This window comes from Ruegeria sp. B32 (genome assembly GCF_025141855.1).
GTDB classification, from domain to species: Bacteria; Pseudomonadota; Alphaproteobacteria; order Rhodobacterales; family Rhodobacteraceae; genus Ruegeria; species Ruegeria arenilitoris.
The window spans coordinates 882,750-900,846 of the sequence record NZ_CP081106.1 but is presented as its reverse complement, the minus strand read 5'-3'; the positions used below and the strand labels follow the sequence as shown (position 1 = coordinate 900,846).

Genomic DNA, 18,097 nt, shown 5'->3' with positions numbered 1-18,097 from the left:
CCTTGCCGGGCATAATACCCATGCCTGAACTTCTGCGGAAATGAGGCGCGCCATGCTCGACTTGACCTATGAACTGCCCAAACCCAAGACCATCGCCGGTGCCAAACACGACTGGGAACTGGTGATCGGGATGGAGGTGCACGCGCAGGTCTCGTCCAATGCCAAGCTGTTCTCGGGGGCATCGACCAAATTCGGGGCCGAGCCGAACTCGAACGTGTCTTTCGTGGATGCGGCCATGCCGGGCATGCTGCCGGTGATCAACGAATTCTGCGTGGAACAGGCAGTGCGCACGGGTCTTGGCCTGAAAGCGCAGATCAACCTGAAATCGGCCTTTGACCGCAAGAACTATTTCTATCCCGACCTGCCACAGGGCTACCAGATTTCCCAGCTGTATCACCCGATCGTGGGCGAAGGCGAAGTTCTGGTGGAACTGGGCGACGGCACCGCGCGCATGGTGCGCATCGAGCGTATCCACATGGAACAGGACGCAGGCAAATCGATCCACGACATGGATCCGAACATGTCCTTCGTCGACCTGAACCGCACCGGCGTCTGCCTGATGGAGATCGTCAGCCGCCCCGACATCCGCGGCCCGGAAGAGGCCGCCGCCTACATCGCCAAGCTGCGCCAGATCATGCGTTACCTTGGCACCTGCGACGGCAACATGCAGAACGGCAATCTGCGGGCCGACGTGAACGTGTCGATCTGCCGTCCGGGCGACTATGATAAATACATGGAAACGCAGGACTTTTCGCACTTGGGCACGCGTTGCGAGATCAAGAACATGAACTCGATGCGTTTCATCCAGCAGGCCATCGAGGTCGAGGCGCGTCGCCAGATCGCCATCGTCGAGGCCGGCGGCAAGGTCGAGCAGGAGACCCGCCTGTATGACCCCGACAAGGGCGAGACGCGCTCGATGCGGTCCAAGGAAGAGGCGCACGACTATCGCTATTTCCCGGACCCCGACCTGCTGCCGCTTGAGATCGAGCAGGGTTGGGTCGATGACATCGCCGCCAAGCTGCCCGAGCTGCCGGACGAGAAAAAGGCCCGTTTCATCAACGATTTTGGCCTGACTGACTATGACGCCTCGGTGCTGACCGCCGAGGTTGAATCGGCCGTGTACTTCGAAGAGGTCGCCAAGGGTCGCAACGGCAAGCTGGCCGCGAACTGGGTCATCAACGAGCTGTTCGGCCGCCTGAAGAAAGACGACCGCGACATCACCGACTCGCCGGTTTCGCCCGCGCAGCTGGGTGAGATCATCGACCTGATCGCCTCGGACGCCATCTCGGGCAAGATCGCCAAGGACCTGTTCGAGATCGTCTATACCGAAGGCGGCGACCCGGCGCAGATCGTCGAAGAGCGCGGCATGAAGCAGGTGACCGACACCGGTGCCATCGAGGCTGCTTTGGACGAGATCATCGCTGCCAACCCGGCCCAAGTCGAGAAGGCCAAGGTGAACCCAAAGCTGGCCGGCTGGTTCGTCGGACAGGTGATGAAGGCCACTGGCGGCAAGGCCAACCCCAAGGCGGTCAACCAGTTGGTTGCGCAGAAGCTGGGCCAATAAGGTCTTTCGGTTTGTACAGGCCGGGCAGCAGGGTTTGTCCGGTTTGTACAAAGTTTTACCCGGAGTTCTTGACGCTTTCCGGACCCGAGGCCGCGCTTGACTCGGGCGGCCGGTTGCGGCCTTTGTCTTGGCCAGAGAGGTAAGGTGCCATGCAGAACAGATTTGACCAGGAGCTGGAGGACCGGCTGGTTCGCTACGCGGCCATCGACAGCCAGAGCGACGAAATCTCACCCACCACCCCCAGCACGGAAATCCAATACGACATGCTGAACCTGCTGCGGCAGGAACTGACCGAAATGGGCGCGCAGGATGTGACCATGACGGACTATGGCGTCGTTCTGGCCACCATTCCGGGCACCGCGCCGGGGCCGACTATCGGCTTTCTGGCCCATGTGGACACTGCACCGCAGTTCAACGCGACCGGGGTCAAACCGCGAGTCATCAAAGGCTACAATGGCGGCGACATCACCTTTCCCGACGATCCGTCACTGGTGCTGTCCCCGGCCGAGCATCCCTATCTGGCCAGCAAGGTCGGCGACGACCTGATCACCGCTTCGGGCACCACGCTGCTGGGCGCCGACGACAAGGCGGGCGTGTCGATCATCATGACCATGGCCCGGCACCTGTTGGCCGATCGGACAGTCGCGCACGGACCCATCCGCATCGCCTTTACCCCCGACGAGGAAATCGGCCGGGGCGTGACCGAGGCGCTTCCCAAGGATCTGGGTGCCGACTTCGCCTATACGCTGGATGGGCAGCAACTGGGCGAGATCGAATATGAAAGCTTCTCGGCCGACCGGGCTGTAATCCGGATCGAAGGCGTTTCGATTCACCCGGGCCTGGCCAAGGACAAGATGGTGAACGCGACCCATCTGGCGGCCAAGATCGTGCAGACGTTGCCGCAGGCCACCATGACCCCCGAAGTCACCGACGGGCGCGAAGGGTTCATCCACGTGACCGATATGAACGGCGGCTCGTCCGAGATGGAGATCAAGCTGATCCTGCGCGATTTCGAGATGGACGGGCTGGAAGCCAAGGGCGAACTGGTGCGCAAGGTCTGTGATGCAGTACAGGCCAGCGAACCGCGCGCCAAGATCAGCGTCGAGATCAGCCACCAGTACCGCAACATGCGCTATTGGCTGGAAAAGGACATGACACCGGTGGATCTGGCGCGCGAGGCCTGCCGCGACATGGGGATCGAGCCGGTCTCGGTTCCGATCCGCGGCGGCACCGACGGGTCGCGCCTGACCGAATTTGGCACCCCCTGCCCCAACATCTTTACCGGGATGCAATGCATCCACGGGCCGCTGGAGTGGATCTCGGTCCAGGACATGGCGGGGGCGACCGAGCTGTGCCTGAAGATCGCCTCAAAGGCGACGCATGGGGAAAGCAACAGTCGAGGCTGAAATTCGCCGGGGCGTGAAGTTTTCTGTTCCCCGTCCCGGACGGAACGATACATTGCCCGCCAACACCAGTTCAGGAACCATTGATGCAGCGTTACGAATACAAGGTCGTCCCGGCCCCCAAGAAAGGCACCAAAGCCAAAGGGGTCAAAACACCCGAGGGCCGGTTTGCCGTCACCATCGAGCAATTGCTGAACGAGTTGGGTGCGAAAGGCTGGGAGTACCAGCGCGCAGAGCTGCTGCCCAGCGAGGAGCGGGTCGGCCTGACCGGAACCGCGGAAAACTGGCGCAATGTTCTGGTGTTTCGCCGCGCGGTCGAAACCGAAGTCGCCAACGACGACGTCGCCGCACTCCTGACCCCGCCAGAAGCGGATGACACTCCTCTGGCACGGCCGGTTCCTGGCCCGGACGATGCGGCTGCGGCGGGTCAAGTCGAGGCTCCGGCCCGCATCGCGCAGGATCATGACGACCCGCCGCTGACGCTGAAGCCGGCCAAGTCAGAAGATGCCCCCAAAGCGGATGCCGAGGACGAGAAAGAAAAGCCCGACAGCTAGGCGAAGGCCTCGTCAGGCTGGCGCGGCACCATAGGCGTTTTCGGCCTGCTCGCTGGGTTGGATGTAGAAATACAGAAGGATCAGCGTACCGATCAGCGGAATCAAACCGATCAGGATCCACCAACCGGACCGGCCGGTGTCATGCAGACGGCGCACACCCACCGCGATGTTCGGCACGATCACGCCCAACGAGACTAGCCACGACAGCGGTTGACCGGCTTCCGAAGCGAAGGCATCGAAGCCCAGCAAAGGCGCCACCACCGCACCGTCTATCAACTGTGTGACAACCAGCACCAAAAAGAGCGCCAACACCCACCACCAGAACTCGGAGCGCGGCGCGCGCCCCTGAAAGGTTGCGTATTTTGACAGCACCGTACGAACGGCGTGGCTCATCTGTTCCATAGTTTCCTCCGCGCAAATCACGGGAAACATAGCAGATTATTGGAAAAAACCGACAATAATCGGAAAAGTCGGGCGGAAGGCTTCAATCACCAATGTCCAAAGCCAGGGCGTGGATGCGCGGAACGATGTCGCCCAGGGCCTTGTGAACGGCCCGGTGGCGCGCAACGCGGGACTGCCCCTGAAACGCGGCAGCGCGAATGCGGACGTTAAAGTGGCTTTCGCCGCCTTCCTGAAACCCTGCGTGGCCGCGATGGCGTTCACTGTCATCCACGACTTCCAGTTCACGCGGGTTGAACTCGGCCTGCAGTCGCTGGCGGATTTCGTCGGTCACGGTCATTTTTACGCTCAGCGGCAAATATTTTGCCGCGCCCCTCTTCTACTTTCGATCACTTAGATTAAACTGCTGCCTCCGAGTCGAAAAGACGCGTTCATGAGGATGAGCATATGGTGAAACCAGATCCCTTCGGATTCGACATGTCGGTGTCCAGCGCCAAGAAGAAAAACCCGCGCGGGCGTCGGGGCATGTCGGGCGCGTCCGAGACCTCGACCCGGGTCTGTGACCACGAAGGATGCCAGGAAGCCGGCAAGTTCCGCGCGCCCAAGGCACCGGATGTGCTGGACGACTTTTTCTGGTTCTGCCAGCAGCACGTGCGCGAATATAACCAGAAGTGGAATTTCTTCGACGGCACCACCGAGGCCGAACTGAACGCCCAACGGTCGAAAGACAAAGTGTGGGAGCGCGAAACCAAGCCGATGGGCGATCCCGAGGCGCGGGCTTGGGCCCGGCTTGGCATCGAAGATCCGCATCAGGTTCTGGGCGAAAACGCGACCAAGAACCCCGGTCGGGCCGCAACAGGCCGTCGTCTGCCGCCTACTGAGCGTCGTGCGATCGAAATCCTCGAAGCCAAGGACACCTGGACCAAGGCCGAGGTTCGCAAAGCCTACAAAAAGCTGATCAAGGTGCTGCACCCGGACATGAACGGCGGCGACCGCAGCCAGGAAGAACAGCTGCAGGAAGTCGTCTGGGCCTGGGATCAAATCAAGGACAGCAGAAACTTCAAATAGCGGTTTTAGTGCGCGAACGTATCGCGTAACGCAGCAGCTTCGGGGCGATTTAGGCAACGTACGCGCGTTTGCTCAAAAGCGGATGCCGCGTTTCGCAGTTCGGGAAATAGCACACGGAGTTCCTCGGCATCCTCCCGATCGAAGGACATCACCGCCATTTCACCTAAAAACAGACTTTCAGTTGGCAAACCATTCGACAACAGTATCGCGTGGCGACAGCAAGCAATATGGTAGTATGTAACGGGATCATACGTATTTACTTGGCGAATTGTATGATCGTTAACGAGATGAACTGCCGCGGCGAAAACTTTTGGCTCTCCGAACAGCAACTCTGCGCGCCAACCCTCCACGACAATCCTATGTTGTGGAGAAACGTACAAATCTCGGTCAGGCAGTCCTTTTCCGAATGCACCTTTCTGAATGCAAACCGGACGTAACTGGGGGTTTCGCTTCAAAGCTTCTGCCTGCAGGGTCTTCTCTCCGATCCACTCGATGCGTAGCAGTTCACCACTGGAAGCACGCACTTTGTCACCAACAGCGAGTTCCTCAACAGCGCGACAGCCACTTTCAGTTTCAATCAATGTCCCTTTCACGAAACACGGCACCGTTCCAGCGGGCAACCTAACGGTTACCCCAATCGAGGCATTGTTGCCATTTCCAGGCCCGCTGGAGGCTCTGACGATCAAACTCAGAGTTGTATTTGGGGGAACAATAACCCCCGGCTGCAGGTCCACTGTTAGTAAACCAGCACTGGAAATCGTAACCGAGTAATCTGAAGGGGAAAGAAGTCCGTCATCTGTTACAGATACAAACCAAGACGCTGGCTTGCTGGAGTTGTAGTCCACAGAAAATGTGTCCGTGTTCGGAGGAAAGAAAATCCTCGTTGGACCGGTAATTACTAAAGCCATGGCAACCTTTTACTTAAACTAAGTCCGAAATAGTGTACCACCTCCACAACACATTTCAATATCTGCACGTGACGAGCCGCAAGTTGTGACGATTTCTTGTGGCATTTGCCCGAGGTCACTTTCCCGTTCGCCGAAAGTGTTGCCCTGCCTAGTTTCTACACGTCCTTAGGATGACGCTGAATCCAGAAACTGCCATCTCGACGTCTGGTATTGCCACCTGACAGTTCTGGCTCGCGACTAGCAAAGAAATCTGCTGTGTGCTTGAGCAACTTGCAAAAAGCCCCATGAGACCATTTTTCATATGTCTGATAAGGTCATTTTCAACATTTGGATTATTGAATACTTACCTGCATACAGCATTTCCGACACATGGATCGGCATGTGCGTCCGAACAGGCCGCAGTGCCTTTGTTGACAAACGCGGCTTGACCTGCACCTGGTACGCGTCGCGACCAAGGATCGCCCGCGCGTCAATAGGGCCAGTTTGAAAGAAAAACCTGCTCACCTTTCCAAGGGGGCCGCTTTCCCTTGCCCTTATCTGCAATATGTTGCACCACACACGGGTTCAAACCCGGCAAAACGGGCCAAAGGATAAGGACAAGGCGAATGGCTGACGGATCGACCGATATCAACGCAAAACCCACCGAAGAGATCTCGGTCCGTGACGTGTTCGGGATCGACAGCAATATGTCCGTCAAAGGGTTCGCCGAAAGCAGCGACCGCGTGCCGGCAATCGACCCTACCTACAAGTTTGATCCCGAAACCACGCTGGCAATTCTGGCCGGGTTCACCCACAACCGCCGGGTGATGATCCAAGGCTATCACGGCACCGGCAAATCGACCCATATCGAGCAGGTCGCTGCGCGACTGAACTGGCCTGCCGTGCGCGTCAATCTGGACAGCCACATCAGCCGGATCGACCTGATCGGCAAGGATGCGATCAAGCTGCGTGATGGCAAACAGGTGACTGAATTCCACGAAGGCATCCTGCCCTGGGCGCTGCGCAACCCTGTGGCCATCGTGTTCGACGAATACGATGCCGGCCGCGCCGACGTGATGTTCGTGATCCAGCGGGTTCTGGAGCATGACGGCAAGCTCACCTTGCTGGACCAGAATGAGATCATCACGCCGAACCCCTATTTCCGCCTGTTCGCGACCGCCAACACCGTGGGTCTGGGTGACACCACCGGCCTGTATCATGGCGTTCAGCAGATCAACCAGGCCCAGATGGACCGCTGGTCGCTGGTGGCGACGCTGAACTACCTCAGCCACGACGCCGAGGTCATGATCGTTCTGTCCAAAGCACCGCATTACAACACCGAAAAGGGGCGCAAGACCGTCAGCCAGATGGTCACCGTTGCCGACCTGACACGGACGGCGTTCATGAACGGCGATCTGTCGACCGTGATGAGCCCGCGGACCGTTATCAACTGGGCGCAGAACGCCGAGATCTTCCGCGACGTGGGCTACGCCTTCCGCCTGTCTTTCCTGAACAAATGCGACGAGCTGGAACGGCAGACCGTTGCCGAGTTCTATCAGCGTTGTTTTGATGAAGAACTGCCGGAAAGCGCGGCCAGCGTGAGCCTGGGTTGATGGCATCGATTGCGCCCAGATCGGGCGCAACGCCCCCGGCGGGGACATCGGGGACCAGATGAAGACGGGGTCCGGTCACTTCAACCGGGCGTCGGGCCTAAGGGCGTGAGTGAGGGCTGATAGATATGGCGCAGAAGAACGACAACCCTGCTGATCCGTTCAAGAAGGCTCTGGCCGAAGCGACCAAGGTCATGGCCGATGATCCCGAGTTGTCGGTAAGCTATTCCGTCGACCCGTCGGGCCTGTCCGGAGATTCGATGCGCCTGCCGCAGGTGTCACGTCGAATGACACGCGAAGAGGTTCTTTTGGCTCGGGGCACAGCAGATGCCCTCGCGCTGAACCGGCGCTACCATGACGATGCGACGCATGCACGATATGCGCCTCCGGGAGATATGGCGCGCGACCTCTATGAAGCGATGGAAACCGCCCGGTGCGAAGCGATGGGCGCCCGGGACATGCCCGGCACGGCTTCGAACATTGACGTCAAGATCGGCCACGAGGCGTTGCGGCGCGGCTATGACCAATGCAAGCAACCCTCCGAGGCACCGCTTGCGGTCGCGGCGGGTTATCTGATCCGTCACCTGGCAACGGGGCGTGATCTGCCCGCTGCAGCCGAGAACGTCATGAACCTGTGGCGCGGATTCATCGAGGAACAGGCCGGCGGGGTGTTGGAGAATCTCGACGAGGTGCTCTCGGATCAGGCCGAATTCGCCAAATTCGCCCGCCAGATGATCAAGGATCTGGGCTATGGCGACCAGTTGGGTGACGACCCGGACGAACTGGACGAAGATCAGGAAGATCAGGCCGAGGAAGACGCCGAAGAACAGCCCGATCCGGACAGCACCGGCCAGGACGACCAAGACGACCAGGACGCCGACGCGACGCCCGAGCAAACTCAGGAAGAGCAACAGGATCAGTCTCAGGCGCAGGTCTCGATGGACGAGATGGCCGAGGACGAGATGGGTGAAGAAGCCGAGATGCCCGAGGGCGAAGCGCCTTTGGAGCCGCCTGCCCCTCCGCCCGCATCCGAGGCCGATCCGGACTACATGGTCTACCTGAGCACGCATGACGAAGAGATTGCGGCCGAGGACCTTGCCGAACCCGCCGAACTGGAACGGCTGCGGGCCTATCTGGATCAGCAGCTCGAGCCGCTGAAGGGCGCTGTAAGCCGTTTGGCCAACAAACTGCAGCGCCGCCTTCAGGCACAGCAGAACCGCAGCTGGGAGTTTGACCGCGAAGAGGGCATTCTGGATGCCGGTCGGCTGGCGCGGGTGGTGGCCAACCCCACGACACCGCTCAGCTTCAAGGTCGAGAAGGATACCGAGTTCCGCGACACCGTGGTGACACTGTTGCTGGACAATTCGGGCTCGATGCGTGGACGGCCGATTTCCATTGCAGCGATCTGCGCCGATGTTCTGGCCCGCACGCTGGAACGGTGCAACGTGAAGGTCGAGATCCTGGGCTTCACGACGCGGGCATGGAAGGGTGGACAAGCGCGTGAGGCGTGGCTGAACGACGGCAGACCACAGCAACCCGGCCGCCTGAACGACCTGCGCCACATCGTCTACAAGGGCGCCGACGCGCCTTGGCGCCGCGCACGGCCCAACCTTGGCCTGATGATGAAAGAAGGCCTGCTGAAGGAAAACATTGACGGCGAGGCGCTGGAATGGGCCCACCGCCGTATGCTGGCGCGTCGTGAACAGCGCAAGATCCTGATGGTGATCTCGGATGGCGCTCCGGTCGATGATTCAACGCTCAGCGTGAACCCCGCCAACTATCTTGAGAAGCATCTGCGCGATGTCATCGCCATGGTCGAAAAGCGCAAGATGGTCGAGTTGCTGGCCATCGGCATCGGCCACGACGTCACCCGTTATTATGATCGCGCGGTCACGATCACCGATGTCGAGCAGCTGGCAGGAGCTATGACCGAGCAATTGGCCGCGCTGTTCGACAGCGACCCGCGCGCGCGGGCCCGCGTGATGGGCATGAAAAAGGCCGGCTGAGGCCGGTCTTGCCTCCAGCGGGAGCATTTAAGAAGGAAAGGTGAAGGCAGGCGAACAAGACCTGTAGTGAGCCGAAGGAGAAGCAGATGTTCCAGTCTTTCGAAGTCACGGCGCGGCCCGAACAGGGGCCGCCAAGATTGGCGGCATTGCGCACGGAATTGGAGCGCGAAGGACTGGATGGCTTCATCGTCCCGCGTGCCGACGCGCATCAGGGCGAATATGTGGCCGCCCGCGACAGGCGGCTGGCATGGCTGACCGGATTCACTGGTTCTGCCGGGTTCTGCGCAGCGCTGCGAAACGTGGCCGGCGTATTTGTGGACGGACGGTATCGCACTCAAGTCAAGGCGCAGGTGGCGTCCGATTTCACGCCGGTACCGTGGCCCGACGTAAGCCTTTCGGTGTGGTTGAAACAGCAGTTGCCCGATGGAGGGAAGGTGGCGTTCGATCCCTGGCTGCATTCCGCCGGACAGATCACCGCAACCCGGGCCGAGCTGCAGAACAGCGGGATCGAATTGGTTCCTTCAGACAATCTTGTGGACCGCATCTGGTCCGATCAGCCACCACCGCCAATGAACCCGGTCAAGGTGCACCCGCTAGAATTTGCAGGCGAAAGCGCCGAAAGCAAGGTCTCTCGGCTGGCTTCGGCGCTGGCTCGAAACGGGAGGTCGGCTGCCGTCATCACGTTGCCGGATTCGATCATGTGGCTGCTGAACATCCGCGGATCGGACATTCCGTATAACCCGGTTGCGCATGGGTTTGCGATTTTGCAGGCCGACGGGCACGTGGACCTGTTCATGGCCGCAAAAAAGCTGAAGGGGATGGACGACCATCTGGGGCCGCGGGTTTCGATCCACGAACCCGACGCGTTCCTGAACGCCGTTGCGGCGCTTGAGGGCGCGGTGCAAGTGGACATGGGAACTCTGCCGCAGGCCGTTGCCGATGTGCTGGGCGACCGGGCTGTGGACGGTGGCGATCCCTGCGCTCGGCCCAAGGCCTGCAAGAACGAAGCCGAAATTGCCGGCAGCGCCTCCGCGCATCTTCGTGACGCTGCCGCAGTCATCGAGACTCTGTGCTGGCTGGATGCCCAACCCCCCGGCAGCCTGACCGAAACGCAGGTGGTCACACGGTTGGAGGAGAACCGGCGGCGCGACAATGCGTTGCAGGATATCTCGTTCGACACCATTGCCGGCACCGGGCCAAACGGCGCCATCATGCACTACAGAGTGACCGAAGAAACCGACAGCCGGCTTGAGGACGGTCATATTCTGGTTCTGGACAGCGGCGGGCAGTATCTGGATGGTACCACGGACATCACCCGGACGATCCCCATCGGCACGGTGGGAGACGAGGAAAAAACCTGCTTTACCCGGGTTCTGAAGGGAATGATCGCGATGTCGCAATTGCGCTGGCCCGTTGGTCTGGCCGGTCGAGACATCGAGTGCATCGCCCGGGCACCTTTGTGGGCCGCGGGCCAGGATTTCAATCACGGCGTCGGCCACGGTGTCGGCGCCTACCTGAGCGTTCACGAAGGGCCACAGCGCCTGGCGCGGGTCAGCCACGTTCCGCTCGAGCCCGGGATGATCCTGTCGAACGAACCCGGTTACTACCGCGAAGGTGCCTTCGGCATTCGGATTGAGAACCTGCTGGTTGTTGAGGAGGCCCCCGCCCTGCCCGGCGCAGACCCCGAGCGCGCGATGCTGTGCTGGCGGACACTGACATATGTCCCCATCGATCGACGCCTGATCGTCGTCGACATGCTGACCACTGCCGAGCGTGATTGGTTGAACGCGTATCACCGGGACGTGGCGGAAAAAGTCCGGCCAAGACTGTCACATGCCGCGCAACTGTGGTTGGATACCGCAACCGCGCCCTTGTGACACCCGTTTGTCACATATTATGGGCATAGGCGAAGGCCTGACCACAACGAGGCCGCGACGACGAGGGAAGGAGCAGACATGACAGACTACATCAAGATCCGCAAAGCACCTGGCAAGTGGTGCGTCCGATCCGGTGGCGCGATTCTGGGCGAAACGACCAACGCCCTGGAACTGTTGGAAGGCGATCTGGCCCCCGTCATCTACTTTCCACGCGCAGACATCGCGATGGCCTTTCTGGACAAGACCGACAAGTTGACCCACTGCCCGCACAAAGGCGATGCTACGCACTACTCGATCGTCAACAAGTCGAGCGTGACGCAGAACGCGGTGTGGAGCTATGAAGATCCAATTCCTGCCGTTGCCGAAATCAAGGATTACCTCGCCTTCTACCCGCTGGAGTCGGTGAAGGTCGAACAGATCTGAGGGCTGGACAAACCTGGCCCTCAACCACGTCTGTCAGAAACTGTAACTGTATCCGAGAATGAGCGAGTGCGAAGAGTAGCGGCCATTCGCGAGATCTGTCGGGATGAACACTTGGGTCGTGGCGAAATCAAGATCGCCGGTCGTCTTGTAGCGGTACCCGATGTCAATGTTCCCGCGTTCCCCTACCTGAAAGCGTCCGCCAAACCCCAATTGCCCCGCAATGGCGGTGTCACTGTCATCGACCAGTGTCACGCCAGCACCGGACTGACCGTCGTGGGACACGCGCGCAAACCCGAGCCCGCCACCAACATAGGGCTTGAACCTGCCCTGTACCGGGACGTCATACCAAAGGTTTGCCATCCCGAAGGTCGCATCAAAGCTTCCGTCATACTGAGTAAACGGGCGACCGATTTCCTTGGTATCATTCGAAGCATATGAAAGTTCGATCTCGGCCCGCAGATTTGGTGCGACACGCAGTCCGACGGCCAGGCCGTAGGTTACACCATTGTCGGTTGTGATGGTGCCTTGGCCAACCACGACCGAAGGAACTGTCTGGAAAAAATCAAAATCATAGTCGCCCATATCGGTGATACCGAGAAAGCCGGTCACGTACGGAGCCTCCTGCGCCCGCGCGGGGACAGCACCAATCATCGAAACCGCAACCACCACAGTCAGCAAAGAAGACCGTTCGAAAGACATGTTCAGACCTCCATAAAAGTGACTATCAAGGATAATTCTTCCATCAGGCTAGAATGTTCTCACCTTTTGACAAGGCGTCAAAATCAAAGAGAAACTCTCAGTGGCTGGCCTGCCACTGCTTCGTCATGAGTGTTCCTCGGCCGCTGTTGCGGCCAGTGCACGGTTGTACGCCTTCAATGCGTCCACGTGGTACAAGGCTCCGACCGGATTTTCGACCCCGTCGTCATCCCGAACAACCACCGGGAGCCAGGTGACTCCGTCTCGATCGAAATACGGCATTGCCGCCTCGAGGGTTGCGCTGGCCCGGACGCACAGGCCCTGCTCGATCATCTCCTGAACCTCCTCCCTGCTTGCCGTATTCGGATCTCCCAGCGGGCGCATCACGGCCCCGGCGCGCAGCATCGCCAGCAAATAAGCCTGTGGCCCGGCGGCCAAATGCACCCCGCGGCGCTCGAGCTGGGTCAGGAAGAAGGACCGGTCCACAAGGCGGGAGGCCAACGCCGTGGACATGGACACCGAGACCATCACGGCAAGGCCGATCTGCCAGTCTCCGGTCAGTTCGAACACAATCAACGTGGTCGAGATCGGAGCGCCCAGAACCGCCGCCGCAACAGCACCCATGCCGGCAAAAGCATATAGCGTATGCGTGCCCGACACGCTTGGCAGAAGGCCTGTGGCGATCAGGCCAAAGGCAAGGCCGGTCAGCGCGCCGATCATCAACGACGGAGAAAATACCCCGCCGCCCATACGACCACCCATGGTTATGGCCACTGCCACGGTTTTCATCACTGCAAACAGGATGGCCGTGGTCAGCACCAGATCTCCGGTCAGGGCACGGATGGTCGTCTCGTATCCGACGCCGATGATATGCGGAAACCACACCGCCAGCACGCCCAGCATCGCGCCGGACACGGCGGGTCGCAGCCAGCGCGGCAGCGACAGGCGCGCCTGCACGTGATTGCCGAAATCTTCGGCAAAAAAGATCGACCGCATCAGCAACAGCGAGACCAGCCCGCAGATCAGCCCAAGGATCAGAAAGGCCGGAAGTTCGACGTAAAATTGCAGGGATCCGGGCGTGTCCAGGACAAACTCGGTCACATCGCCATATGCCAGCCGGTTGATGACGGTGCCCGCCACCGACGCAATCACGATCGGTGCAAATGCGTGGACTGCAAAATGGCGCAGCACGACTTCCAGCGCGAACAGCGCTCCGGCGATCGGGGCGTTGAAACTGGCCGATACAGCGGCGGCCACGGCGCAGCCCAGCAGGTCGCGGCCGGTTATTCCATCCGCGTTGATACGCTGGCACACCCAGGTTGAAATCACGCCCGCCATGTGCACCACTGGCCCTTCGCGACCCGTCGACCCGCCCGTGCTGAGTGTGATCAGCGAGGCGAAAAACGACGCGACCCCTGCTTTGGTTTCGACCCGGCCATCACTGATCGCGGATCCTTCGATCACATCGGCGACAGACCGAACTCTTCCGTCATCGGTAAAGCGGTGCAGGATGATCCCGACGACCAGCCCTCCAACCGTGGGGATCGCCAAAATCCAGGCCCAGTGCAGTTTCTCGGCAAAGCTGTGCAGAAACAGGATGTCGTCGGTCTGATAGACCAGCGCTTGCAGGGCCGCGATCCCCTTGCGAAATCCCAAAGCCATGAAGCCCGCCGTGATCCCGATCACCAGCGCGATGAACCAGAACTGGATCTGGCTTGGCCCGCGGTGCCGCAGTACCCGCCACGCGTCCTTGAGCGCGGCCAGGGCCTGGTTGAGCTGAGTGCGCAGGACGGTTCGGGTTGATTGTGTCATAGGGCTTTGCGGATAAACAGGTATCCCTTACTAAGCCACGCCGGGCGCTTAGAAAAGTCGGCTGACAAGATATTGAAGGCAAGTGTCGCCGCCCGGCTGCATCAGGCTTGCAACAACGAACGGGCTGCCGCGCGGGCTTCATCGGTGATGACGTCGCCCGAGACCATGCGCGCGATCTCGTCGATCCGGTCCGGCTCGGACAGCGGCAGGACAGTGGACAGGGACTGCCCGTCGGTCACGTGCTTCTGAACCCGCCAGTGATGCGCCGCGCGGGCCGCAACCTGCGGCGAATGGGTTACCACCAGCACCTGCCCGCCCTGTGCCAGCGCCGCAAGCCTGCGGCCCACGGCGTCGGCCGTGGCGCCGCCCACCCCGCGGTCGATTTCGTCAAAGATCATGGTCCGGGTGCTGTCATCGCCCGACAGGCACACCTTGAGCGCCAGCAGAAAGCGGCTGAGTTCCCCACCCGAGGCGATCTTGTTGAGCGGCCCCGACGGCGCACCCGGGTTGGTGGCCACGGTGAACGCCACGGCGTCCTGCCCCTCGGGTCCGGGCGCGGCGGGCGTGATCTGGGTTTGGAACACCGCACGCTCCATCTTGAGCGGCGCAAGCTCGGCCATCACCGCCGCGTCCAGCCGCCCGGCAGCCTCGCGCCGCAGGGCGCTGAGTGCCTCGGCGGCCGCGTCATAGGCGGCCTGCGCGGCCTGCACCGCAGCACGGCGGTCAGCCAGGTCGGCGTCACCGGCCTCAAGCTGGCCCAGACGGGCGCGCAGCGTGTCGGCGAAACCGCTCAGGTCATCGGGGGCCACTTCATGTTTGCGGGCCAGCGCGCGGATGGCGAACAGGCGCTCCTCGGTCTGCTCCAGTTCGGCGGGGTTGAAGTCCAACGCCTCAAGGCATGCGGTCACGCCGTCCTGCGCCTCGCCCAGTTCAATCAGGGCGCGCCCCAGCGCCGCGATCGGCTCGTCCAGTTGGCCCTCGGCCCGGTCAGCGACACCTTCCAGCCAGCGCACGGCATCCGCCATCGCCCCTTCGGCCCCGTCACCGCCCAGCAGGGCAAATGCACGAGCCACGTCGTCGCGGATGCGCTCGGCCCCCTGCATCATCCGGCGGCGGGCGTCGAGTTCGGCGTCCTCGCCCGGCTGCGGATCAAGTTTGTCGAGCTCGGCCACGGAATGCCGCAGAAATTCCTCTTCGCTGCGCACGGTGGCCACGGCGGCCTCGGTCTCGGCCAGGGCCTTGCGGGCCCGCGCCATCTCGGCCCAGGCGGTGCGCACGGTGGCCAGTTGCGGCTCGGCCCCGGCGTAGGCGTCCAGCATGCCGCGATGGCCGCGCGGGTTCAGCAGGCCCCGGTCATCATGTTGGCCGTGCAGTTCGACCAAGGTTTCCGACAGCGCGCGCAGCACCTCGCCCGAGCAGCGGCGGTCATTGACCCAAGCGGTCTTGCGCCCCTCGGCAGTGTTGACGCGGCGCAGGATCAGCTCTGACCCGCCGGGCAAACCAGCCTCGGCCAGGATCGCATGGGCGGGATGACCCTCGGGCAGTTCGAACTCGGCCACGACCTCGCCCTGCGCGGCCCCCTGCCGGACCAGTTCGGCCCGACCGCGCCAGCCCAGCACAAAGCCCAGCGAGTCGAGCAGGATCGACTTGCCCGCCCCCGTCTCGCCGGTCAGCGCGTTCAAGCCCGGCTGAAAGGTCAATTCCAGCCGGTCGATGATCAGCATATCGCGGATATCAAGGGCGCGCAGCATCGGGTCGTCAGCGTCCCAAGCCTGTGACCATGGCGATTACAACCACTGGCCCTTGATGGTCTGGCGGTAGATCGTGCTGAGCCAGTTGTTGCCGCGGCTCTTGAGTTCAAGCCCACGGGAGGTCAGCAGCTTGTAAGCCGCGTCATACCATTCAGACGACTGGTAGTTGTAGCCCAGGATCGCGCCGGCCGATTGAGCCTCGTCGACCAGACCCAAGGCCAGATAAGCCTCGACCAAGCGGTACAGCGCCTCGGCTGTGTGGCTGGTGGTCTGGAAATCCTCGACCACGACACGGAAACGGTTGATGGCCGCGGTATAGTGATCCTGACGCAGGTAGTAGCGCCCAATCTCCATTTCCTTGCCCGCCAAATGGTCGAAGGCCAGATCGAATTTCAGCACCGCCGAGGTGGCGTATTCGCTGTCGGGATAAACCTCGATCACCGTGCGCAGCGCCTGCAACGCCTGGAAGGTCAGGCCCTGGTCGCGGCCGACCTCGTCGATCTGGTCATAATAGCTGAGCGCCAGAAGGTACTGCGCATAAGCTGCGTCTTCGTCGGTTGGGTAGAAGTCGATATACCGCTGTGCGGCAGCGCGGCTTTCTTCATACTCCTTGTCCGAGTGGAACGCGAAAGCCTGCATGATCAGTGACCGCTTGGCCCAGTCGGAATAGGGATAAAGCCGTTCGACTTCGGAAAAGTACCAGGCCGCATCTGCGGGACGATTCTGCGCAAGCTCGTATTCGCCACGGGTGTAGATCTGCTCGGGCGTAAAGCCTTCAAGGTTCTGGGACTTGTCAGCGCCCTTGTTGCCAAACAGGCCGCCCGCGTTGCCGCAGGCCGTCAAAGTAGCTGCCAGAAGAATCGCGCCCGCAAGCCTGACTGCCGCTTTGGTGCCAACCATACCGCCCATCCTAGTCGTCTTGTCTCTTTGGGTAACCCCGGATTGAGCTTTGGTCTAGCACATAAAATTCCGGTGCAAAACGCCTTATCGGCCCCGCGACCGATTTGTCGCCGGGCCGTGCCGGATCAGGCAACCTCGGGGATTTCGTCCCAGACCAACCCCTGCCCGGGCAGTTGTGCGGCTTGCTCAGGCGTGCACAGCACCGGACGCACGGCGCCTGGTGTCTCGAACAGCTTGCGCAGCAATGTGTTGGTCATGGCATGGCCGGATTTCTCGCCGACGAAGTGACCAAAGATCGGGCCGCCGGCCAGATACAGATCTCCCAACGCGTCCAGCATTTTGTGGCGCACGGCTTCATCCTGGTGCCGGAAGCCACCCGGTGTCAGCACTTCGGCCCCCTGAACAACAACCGCATTCTCCAGTGTGCCGCCCAAGGCCAGACCGTTTTCGCGCATCGCCTCGACATCGGTTCGGCGGCAGAAGGTCCGGCAGTCGGAAAGTTCCCGAGCAAACGACCCGTTGCGCATATCCAAGATCTTCGATTGGCTGCCGATCGCAGTGTCTTCGAAATCAATGTGGAACTCGATGATCAAACCGTCTGCCGGCCGGATCGAGGCACGGGCACCTTCCCGCTCGGCCACGACCGGCTTGAGGACCTCATACGCCAGAACCGGGCTGGCCTGACGGCGGACGCCCTTGGCGATGATACCGCGCACGAAGTCGATCGAAGAACCGTCCATGATAGGAACTTCGGGTCCATCAATCTCGATCAATGCGTTGTGGATCCCGCACCCTGCCAGCGCGGCCATGATGTGCTCGACGGTTGACACCGAAACGCCTGCGTCATTGACCAGGCGCGTACACAGTTGGGTTCTTTCGACCACATCGTAGATGGACGGGATCAACGCATTGCCCAGTTCGATATCGGTCCGCTTGAACCAGATCCCGTGACCGGCAGCTGCCGGTTTCAGAACCATCGTCGCGGGCTTGCCACTGTGCAGGCCCACGCCTTTGAACGTGATCGAAGATTTGAGCGTCTGTTGCAAATTGAACCTCGGTGAGCGGTGTCCAGCCTTTTCCGGCTGTGTTGCACCCTCAGTTAAGGAAGCGCGGGTCAAGGCTCAACTCACTCTTTGTAACTGAATGA

General features: G+C 61.0%; 16 protein-coding genes. 8 read left to right on the top strand and 8 right to left on the bottom strand.

What is annotated here, in order from left to right; all coding sequences use genetic code 11:
- The first annotated feature begins 52 nt into the window (after positions 1-52).
- From gatB to K3752_RS04685, 3 genes are all read left to right on the top strand, one after another.
- Complete coding sequence (gene gatB / locus K3752_RS04695; RefSeq protein WP_260065244.1) at positions 53-1,564, top strand: Asp-tRNA(Asn)/Glu-tRNA(Gln) amidotransferase subunit GatB; 1,512 nt, start codon at positions 53-55, stop codon at positions 1,562-1,564.
- A 149-nt stretch (positions 1,565-1,713) separates the two neighbouring features.
- Positions 1,714-2,970 (top strand): peptidase T, encoded by a 1,257-nt coding sequence (pepT, locus tag K3752_RS04690; protein ID WP_260065243.1) that lies wholly within the window; start codon positions 1,714-1,716, stop codon positions 2,968-2,970.
- A gap of 83 nt (positions 2,971-3,053) precedes the next feature.
- Entirely contained in the window at positions 3,054-3,521 is a 468-nt protein-coding gene (locus tag K3752_RS04685) for a DUF4177 domain-containing protein (protein WP_170365797.1), read from the top strand.
- A 12-nt stretch (positions 3,522-3,533) separates the two neighbouring features.
- Here K3752_RS04685 and K3752_RS04680 read toward each other — a convergent pair whose 3' ends face one another.
- Entirely contained in the window at positions 3,534-3,923 is a 390-nt protein-coding gene (locus tag K3752_RS04680) for a DUF805 domain-containing protein (protein ID WP_170340933.1), read from the bottom strand.
- Between the two features lie 82 nt (positions 3,924-4,005).
- Entirely contained in the window at positions 4,006-4,260 is a 255-nt protein-coding gene (locus tag K3752_RS04675) for a BolA family transcriptional regulator (RefSeq protein ID WP_093964863.1), read from the bottom strand.
- Between the two features lie 107 nt (positions 4,261-4,367).
- On the opposite strand from K3752_RS04675, the gene K3752_RS04670 reads away from it, so the two are divergent.
- Complete coding sequence (locus tag K3752_RS04670) at positions 4,368-4,988, top strand: J domain-containing protein (protein WP_170340931.1); 621 nt, start codon at positions 4,368-4,370, stop codon at positions 4,986-4,988.
- A gap of 5 nt (positions 4,989-4,993) precedes the next feature.
- On the opposite strand, the gene K3752_RS04665 is transcribed toward K3752_RS04670, so the two are convergent.
- Positions 4,994-5,896, bottom strand: a complete 903-nt coding sequence (locus tag K3752_RS04665) for a Hint domain-containing protein (protein ID WP_260065240.1) — start codon at positions 5,894-5,896, stop codon at positions 4,994-4,996.
- Between the two features lie 605 nt (positions 5,897-6,501).
- On the opposite strand from K3752_RS04665, the gene cobS reads away from it, so the two are divergent.
- The 4 genes from cobS (at position 6,502) to K3752_RS04645 (ending at position 11,791) form a co-directional block, all read left to right on the top strand.
- A complete protein-coding gene (gene cobS / locus K3752_RS04660) occupies positions 6,502-7,488 on the top strand; it encodes a cobaltochelatase subunit CobS (protein ID WP_093964859.1) in 987 nt (328 codons plus the stop codon).
- 125 nt (positions 7,489-7,613) lie between these two features.
- Positions 7,614-9,491, top strand: coding sequence for a cobaltochelatase subunit CobT (gene cobT, locus K3752_RS04655; protein WP_170340929.1), 1,878 nt, complete (start codon positions 7,614-7,616; stop codon positions 9,489-9,491).
- Between the two features lie 86 nt (positions 9,492-9,577).
- Positions 9,578-11,368 (top strand): aminopeptidase P family protein, encoded by a 1,791-nt coding sequence (locus K3752_RS04650; RefSeq protein ID WP_260065237.1) that lies wholly within the window; start codon positions 9,578-9,580, stop codon positions 11,366-11,368.
- 78 nt (positions 11,369-11,446) lie between these two features.
- Positions 11,447-11,791 (top strand): DUF427 domain-containing protein, encoded by a 345-nt coding sequence (locus K3752_RS04645; protein ID WP_170364550.1) that lies wholly within the window; start codon positions 11,447-11,449, stop codon positions 11,789-11,791.
- A gap of 33 nt (positions 11,792-11,824) precedes the next feature.
- Here K3752_RS04645 and K3752_RS04640 read toward each other — a convergent pair whose 3' ends face one another.
- The 5 genes from K3752_RS04640 to lpxC all read right to left on the bottom strand — a co-directional run bounded on the left by K3752_RS04640 (position 11,825) and on the right by lpxC (position 17,996).
- The gene (locus K3752_RS04640; RefSeq protein ID WP_170364551.1) at positions 11,825-12,490 is read right to left on the bottom strand and encodes an outer membrane protein; all 666 of its coding nucleotides are present in this window, start codon (positions 12,488-12,490) and stop codon (positions 11,825-11,827) included.
- A gap of 123 nt (positions 12,491-12,613) precedes the next feature.
- Positions 12,614-14,299: a chloride channel protein gene (locus tag K3752_RS04635; protein WP_170364553.1), complete on the bottom strand. Its 1,686-nt coding sequence runs from the start codon at positions 14,297-14,299 to the stop codon at positions 12,614-12,616.
- 101 nt (positions 14,300-14,400) lie between these two features.
- Positions 14,401-16,050, bottom strand: coding sequence for a DNA repair protein RecN (gene recN, locus K3752_RS04630; protein ID WP_260065234.1), 1,650 nt, complete (start codon positions 16,048-16,050; stop codon positions 14,401-14,403).
- 36 nt (positions 16,051-16,086) lie between these two features.
- Entirely contained in the window at positions 16,087-16,950 is an 864-nt protein-coding gene (locus K3752_RS04625; RefSeq protein ID WP_170340921.1) for an outer membrane protein assembly factor BamD, read from the bottom strand.
- Positions 16,951-17,075: 125 nt separating this feature from the next.
- Positions 17,076-17,996: a UDP-3-O-acyl-N-acetylglucosamine deacetylase gene (gene lpxC, locus K3752_RS04620; protein ID WP_260065232.1), complete on the bottom strand. Its 921-nt coding sequence runs from the start codon at positions 17,994-17,996 to the stop codon at positions 17,076-17,078.
- Positions 17,997-18,097 lie beyond the last annotated feature (101 nt).

Bases quoted from the DNA above. Each gene is read 5' to 3' on its own strand.
- gatB (WP_260065244.1), top strand. From the start codon at position 53: ATGCTCGACTTGACCTATGAACTGCCCAAACCCAAGACCATCGCCGGT.
- pepT (WP_260065243.1), top strand. From the start codon at position 1,714: ATGCAGAACAGATTTGACCAGGAGCTGGAGGACCGGCTGGTTCGCTAC.
- K3752_RS04685 (WP_170365797.1), top strand. From the start codon at position 3,054: ATGCAGCGTTACGAATACAAGGTCGTCCCGGCCCCCAAGAAAGGCACC.
- K3752_RS04680 (WP_170340933.1), bottom strand. From the start codon at position 3,923: ATGGAACAGATGAGCCACGCCGTTCGTACGGTGCTGTCAAAATACGCA.
- K3752_RS04675 (WP_093964863.1), bottom strand. From the start codon at position 4,260: ATGACCGTGACCGACGAAATCCGCCAGCGACTGCAGGCCGAGTTCAAC.
- K3752_RS04670 (WP_170340931.1), top strand. From the start codon at position 4,368: ATGGTGAAACCAGATCCCTTCGGATTCGACATGTCGGTGTCCAGCGCC.
- K3752_RS04665 (WP_260065240.1), bottom strand. From the start codon at position 5,896: ATGGCTTTAGTAATTACCGGTCCAACGAGGATTTTCTTTCCTCCGAAC.
- cobS (WP_093964859.1), top strand. From the start codon at position 6,502: ATGGCTGACGGATCGACCGATATCAACGCAAAACCCACCGAAGAGATC.
- cobT (WP_170340929.1), top strand. From the start codon at position 7,614: ATGGCGCAGAAGAACGACAACCCTGCTGATCCGTTCAAGAAGGCTCTG.
- K3752_RS04650 (WP_260065237.1), top strand. From the start codon at position 9,578: ATGTTCCAGTCTTTCGAAGTCACGGCGCGGCCCGAACAGGGGCCGCCA.
- K3752_RS04645 (WP_170364550.1), top strand. From the start codon at position 11,447: ATGACAGACTACATCAAGATCCGCAAAGCACCTGGCAAGTGGTGCGTC.
- K3752_RS04640 (WP_170364551.1), bottom strand. From the start codon at position 12,490: ATGTCTTTCGAACGGTCTTCTTTGCTGACTGTGGTGGTTGCGGTTTCG.
- K3752_RS04635 (WP_170364553.1), bottom strand. From the start codon at position 14,299: ATGACACAATCAACCCGAACCGTCCTGCGCACTCAGCTCAACCAGGCC.
- recN (WP_260065234.1), bottom strand. From the start codon at position 16,050: ATGCTGCGCGCCCTTGATATCCGCGATATGCTGATCATCGACCGGCTG.
- K3752_RS04625 (WP_170340921.1), bottom strand. From the start codon at position 16,950: ATGGTTGGCACCAAAGCGGCAGTCAGGCTTGCGGGCGCGATTCTTCTG.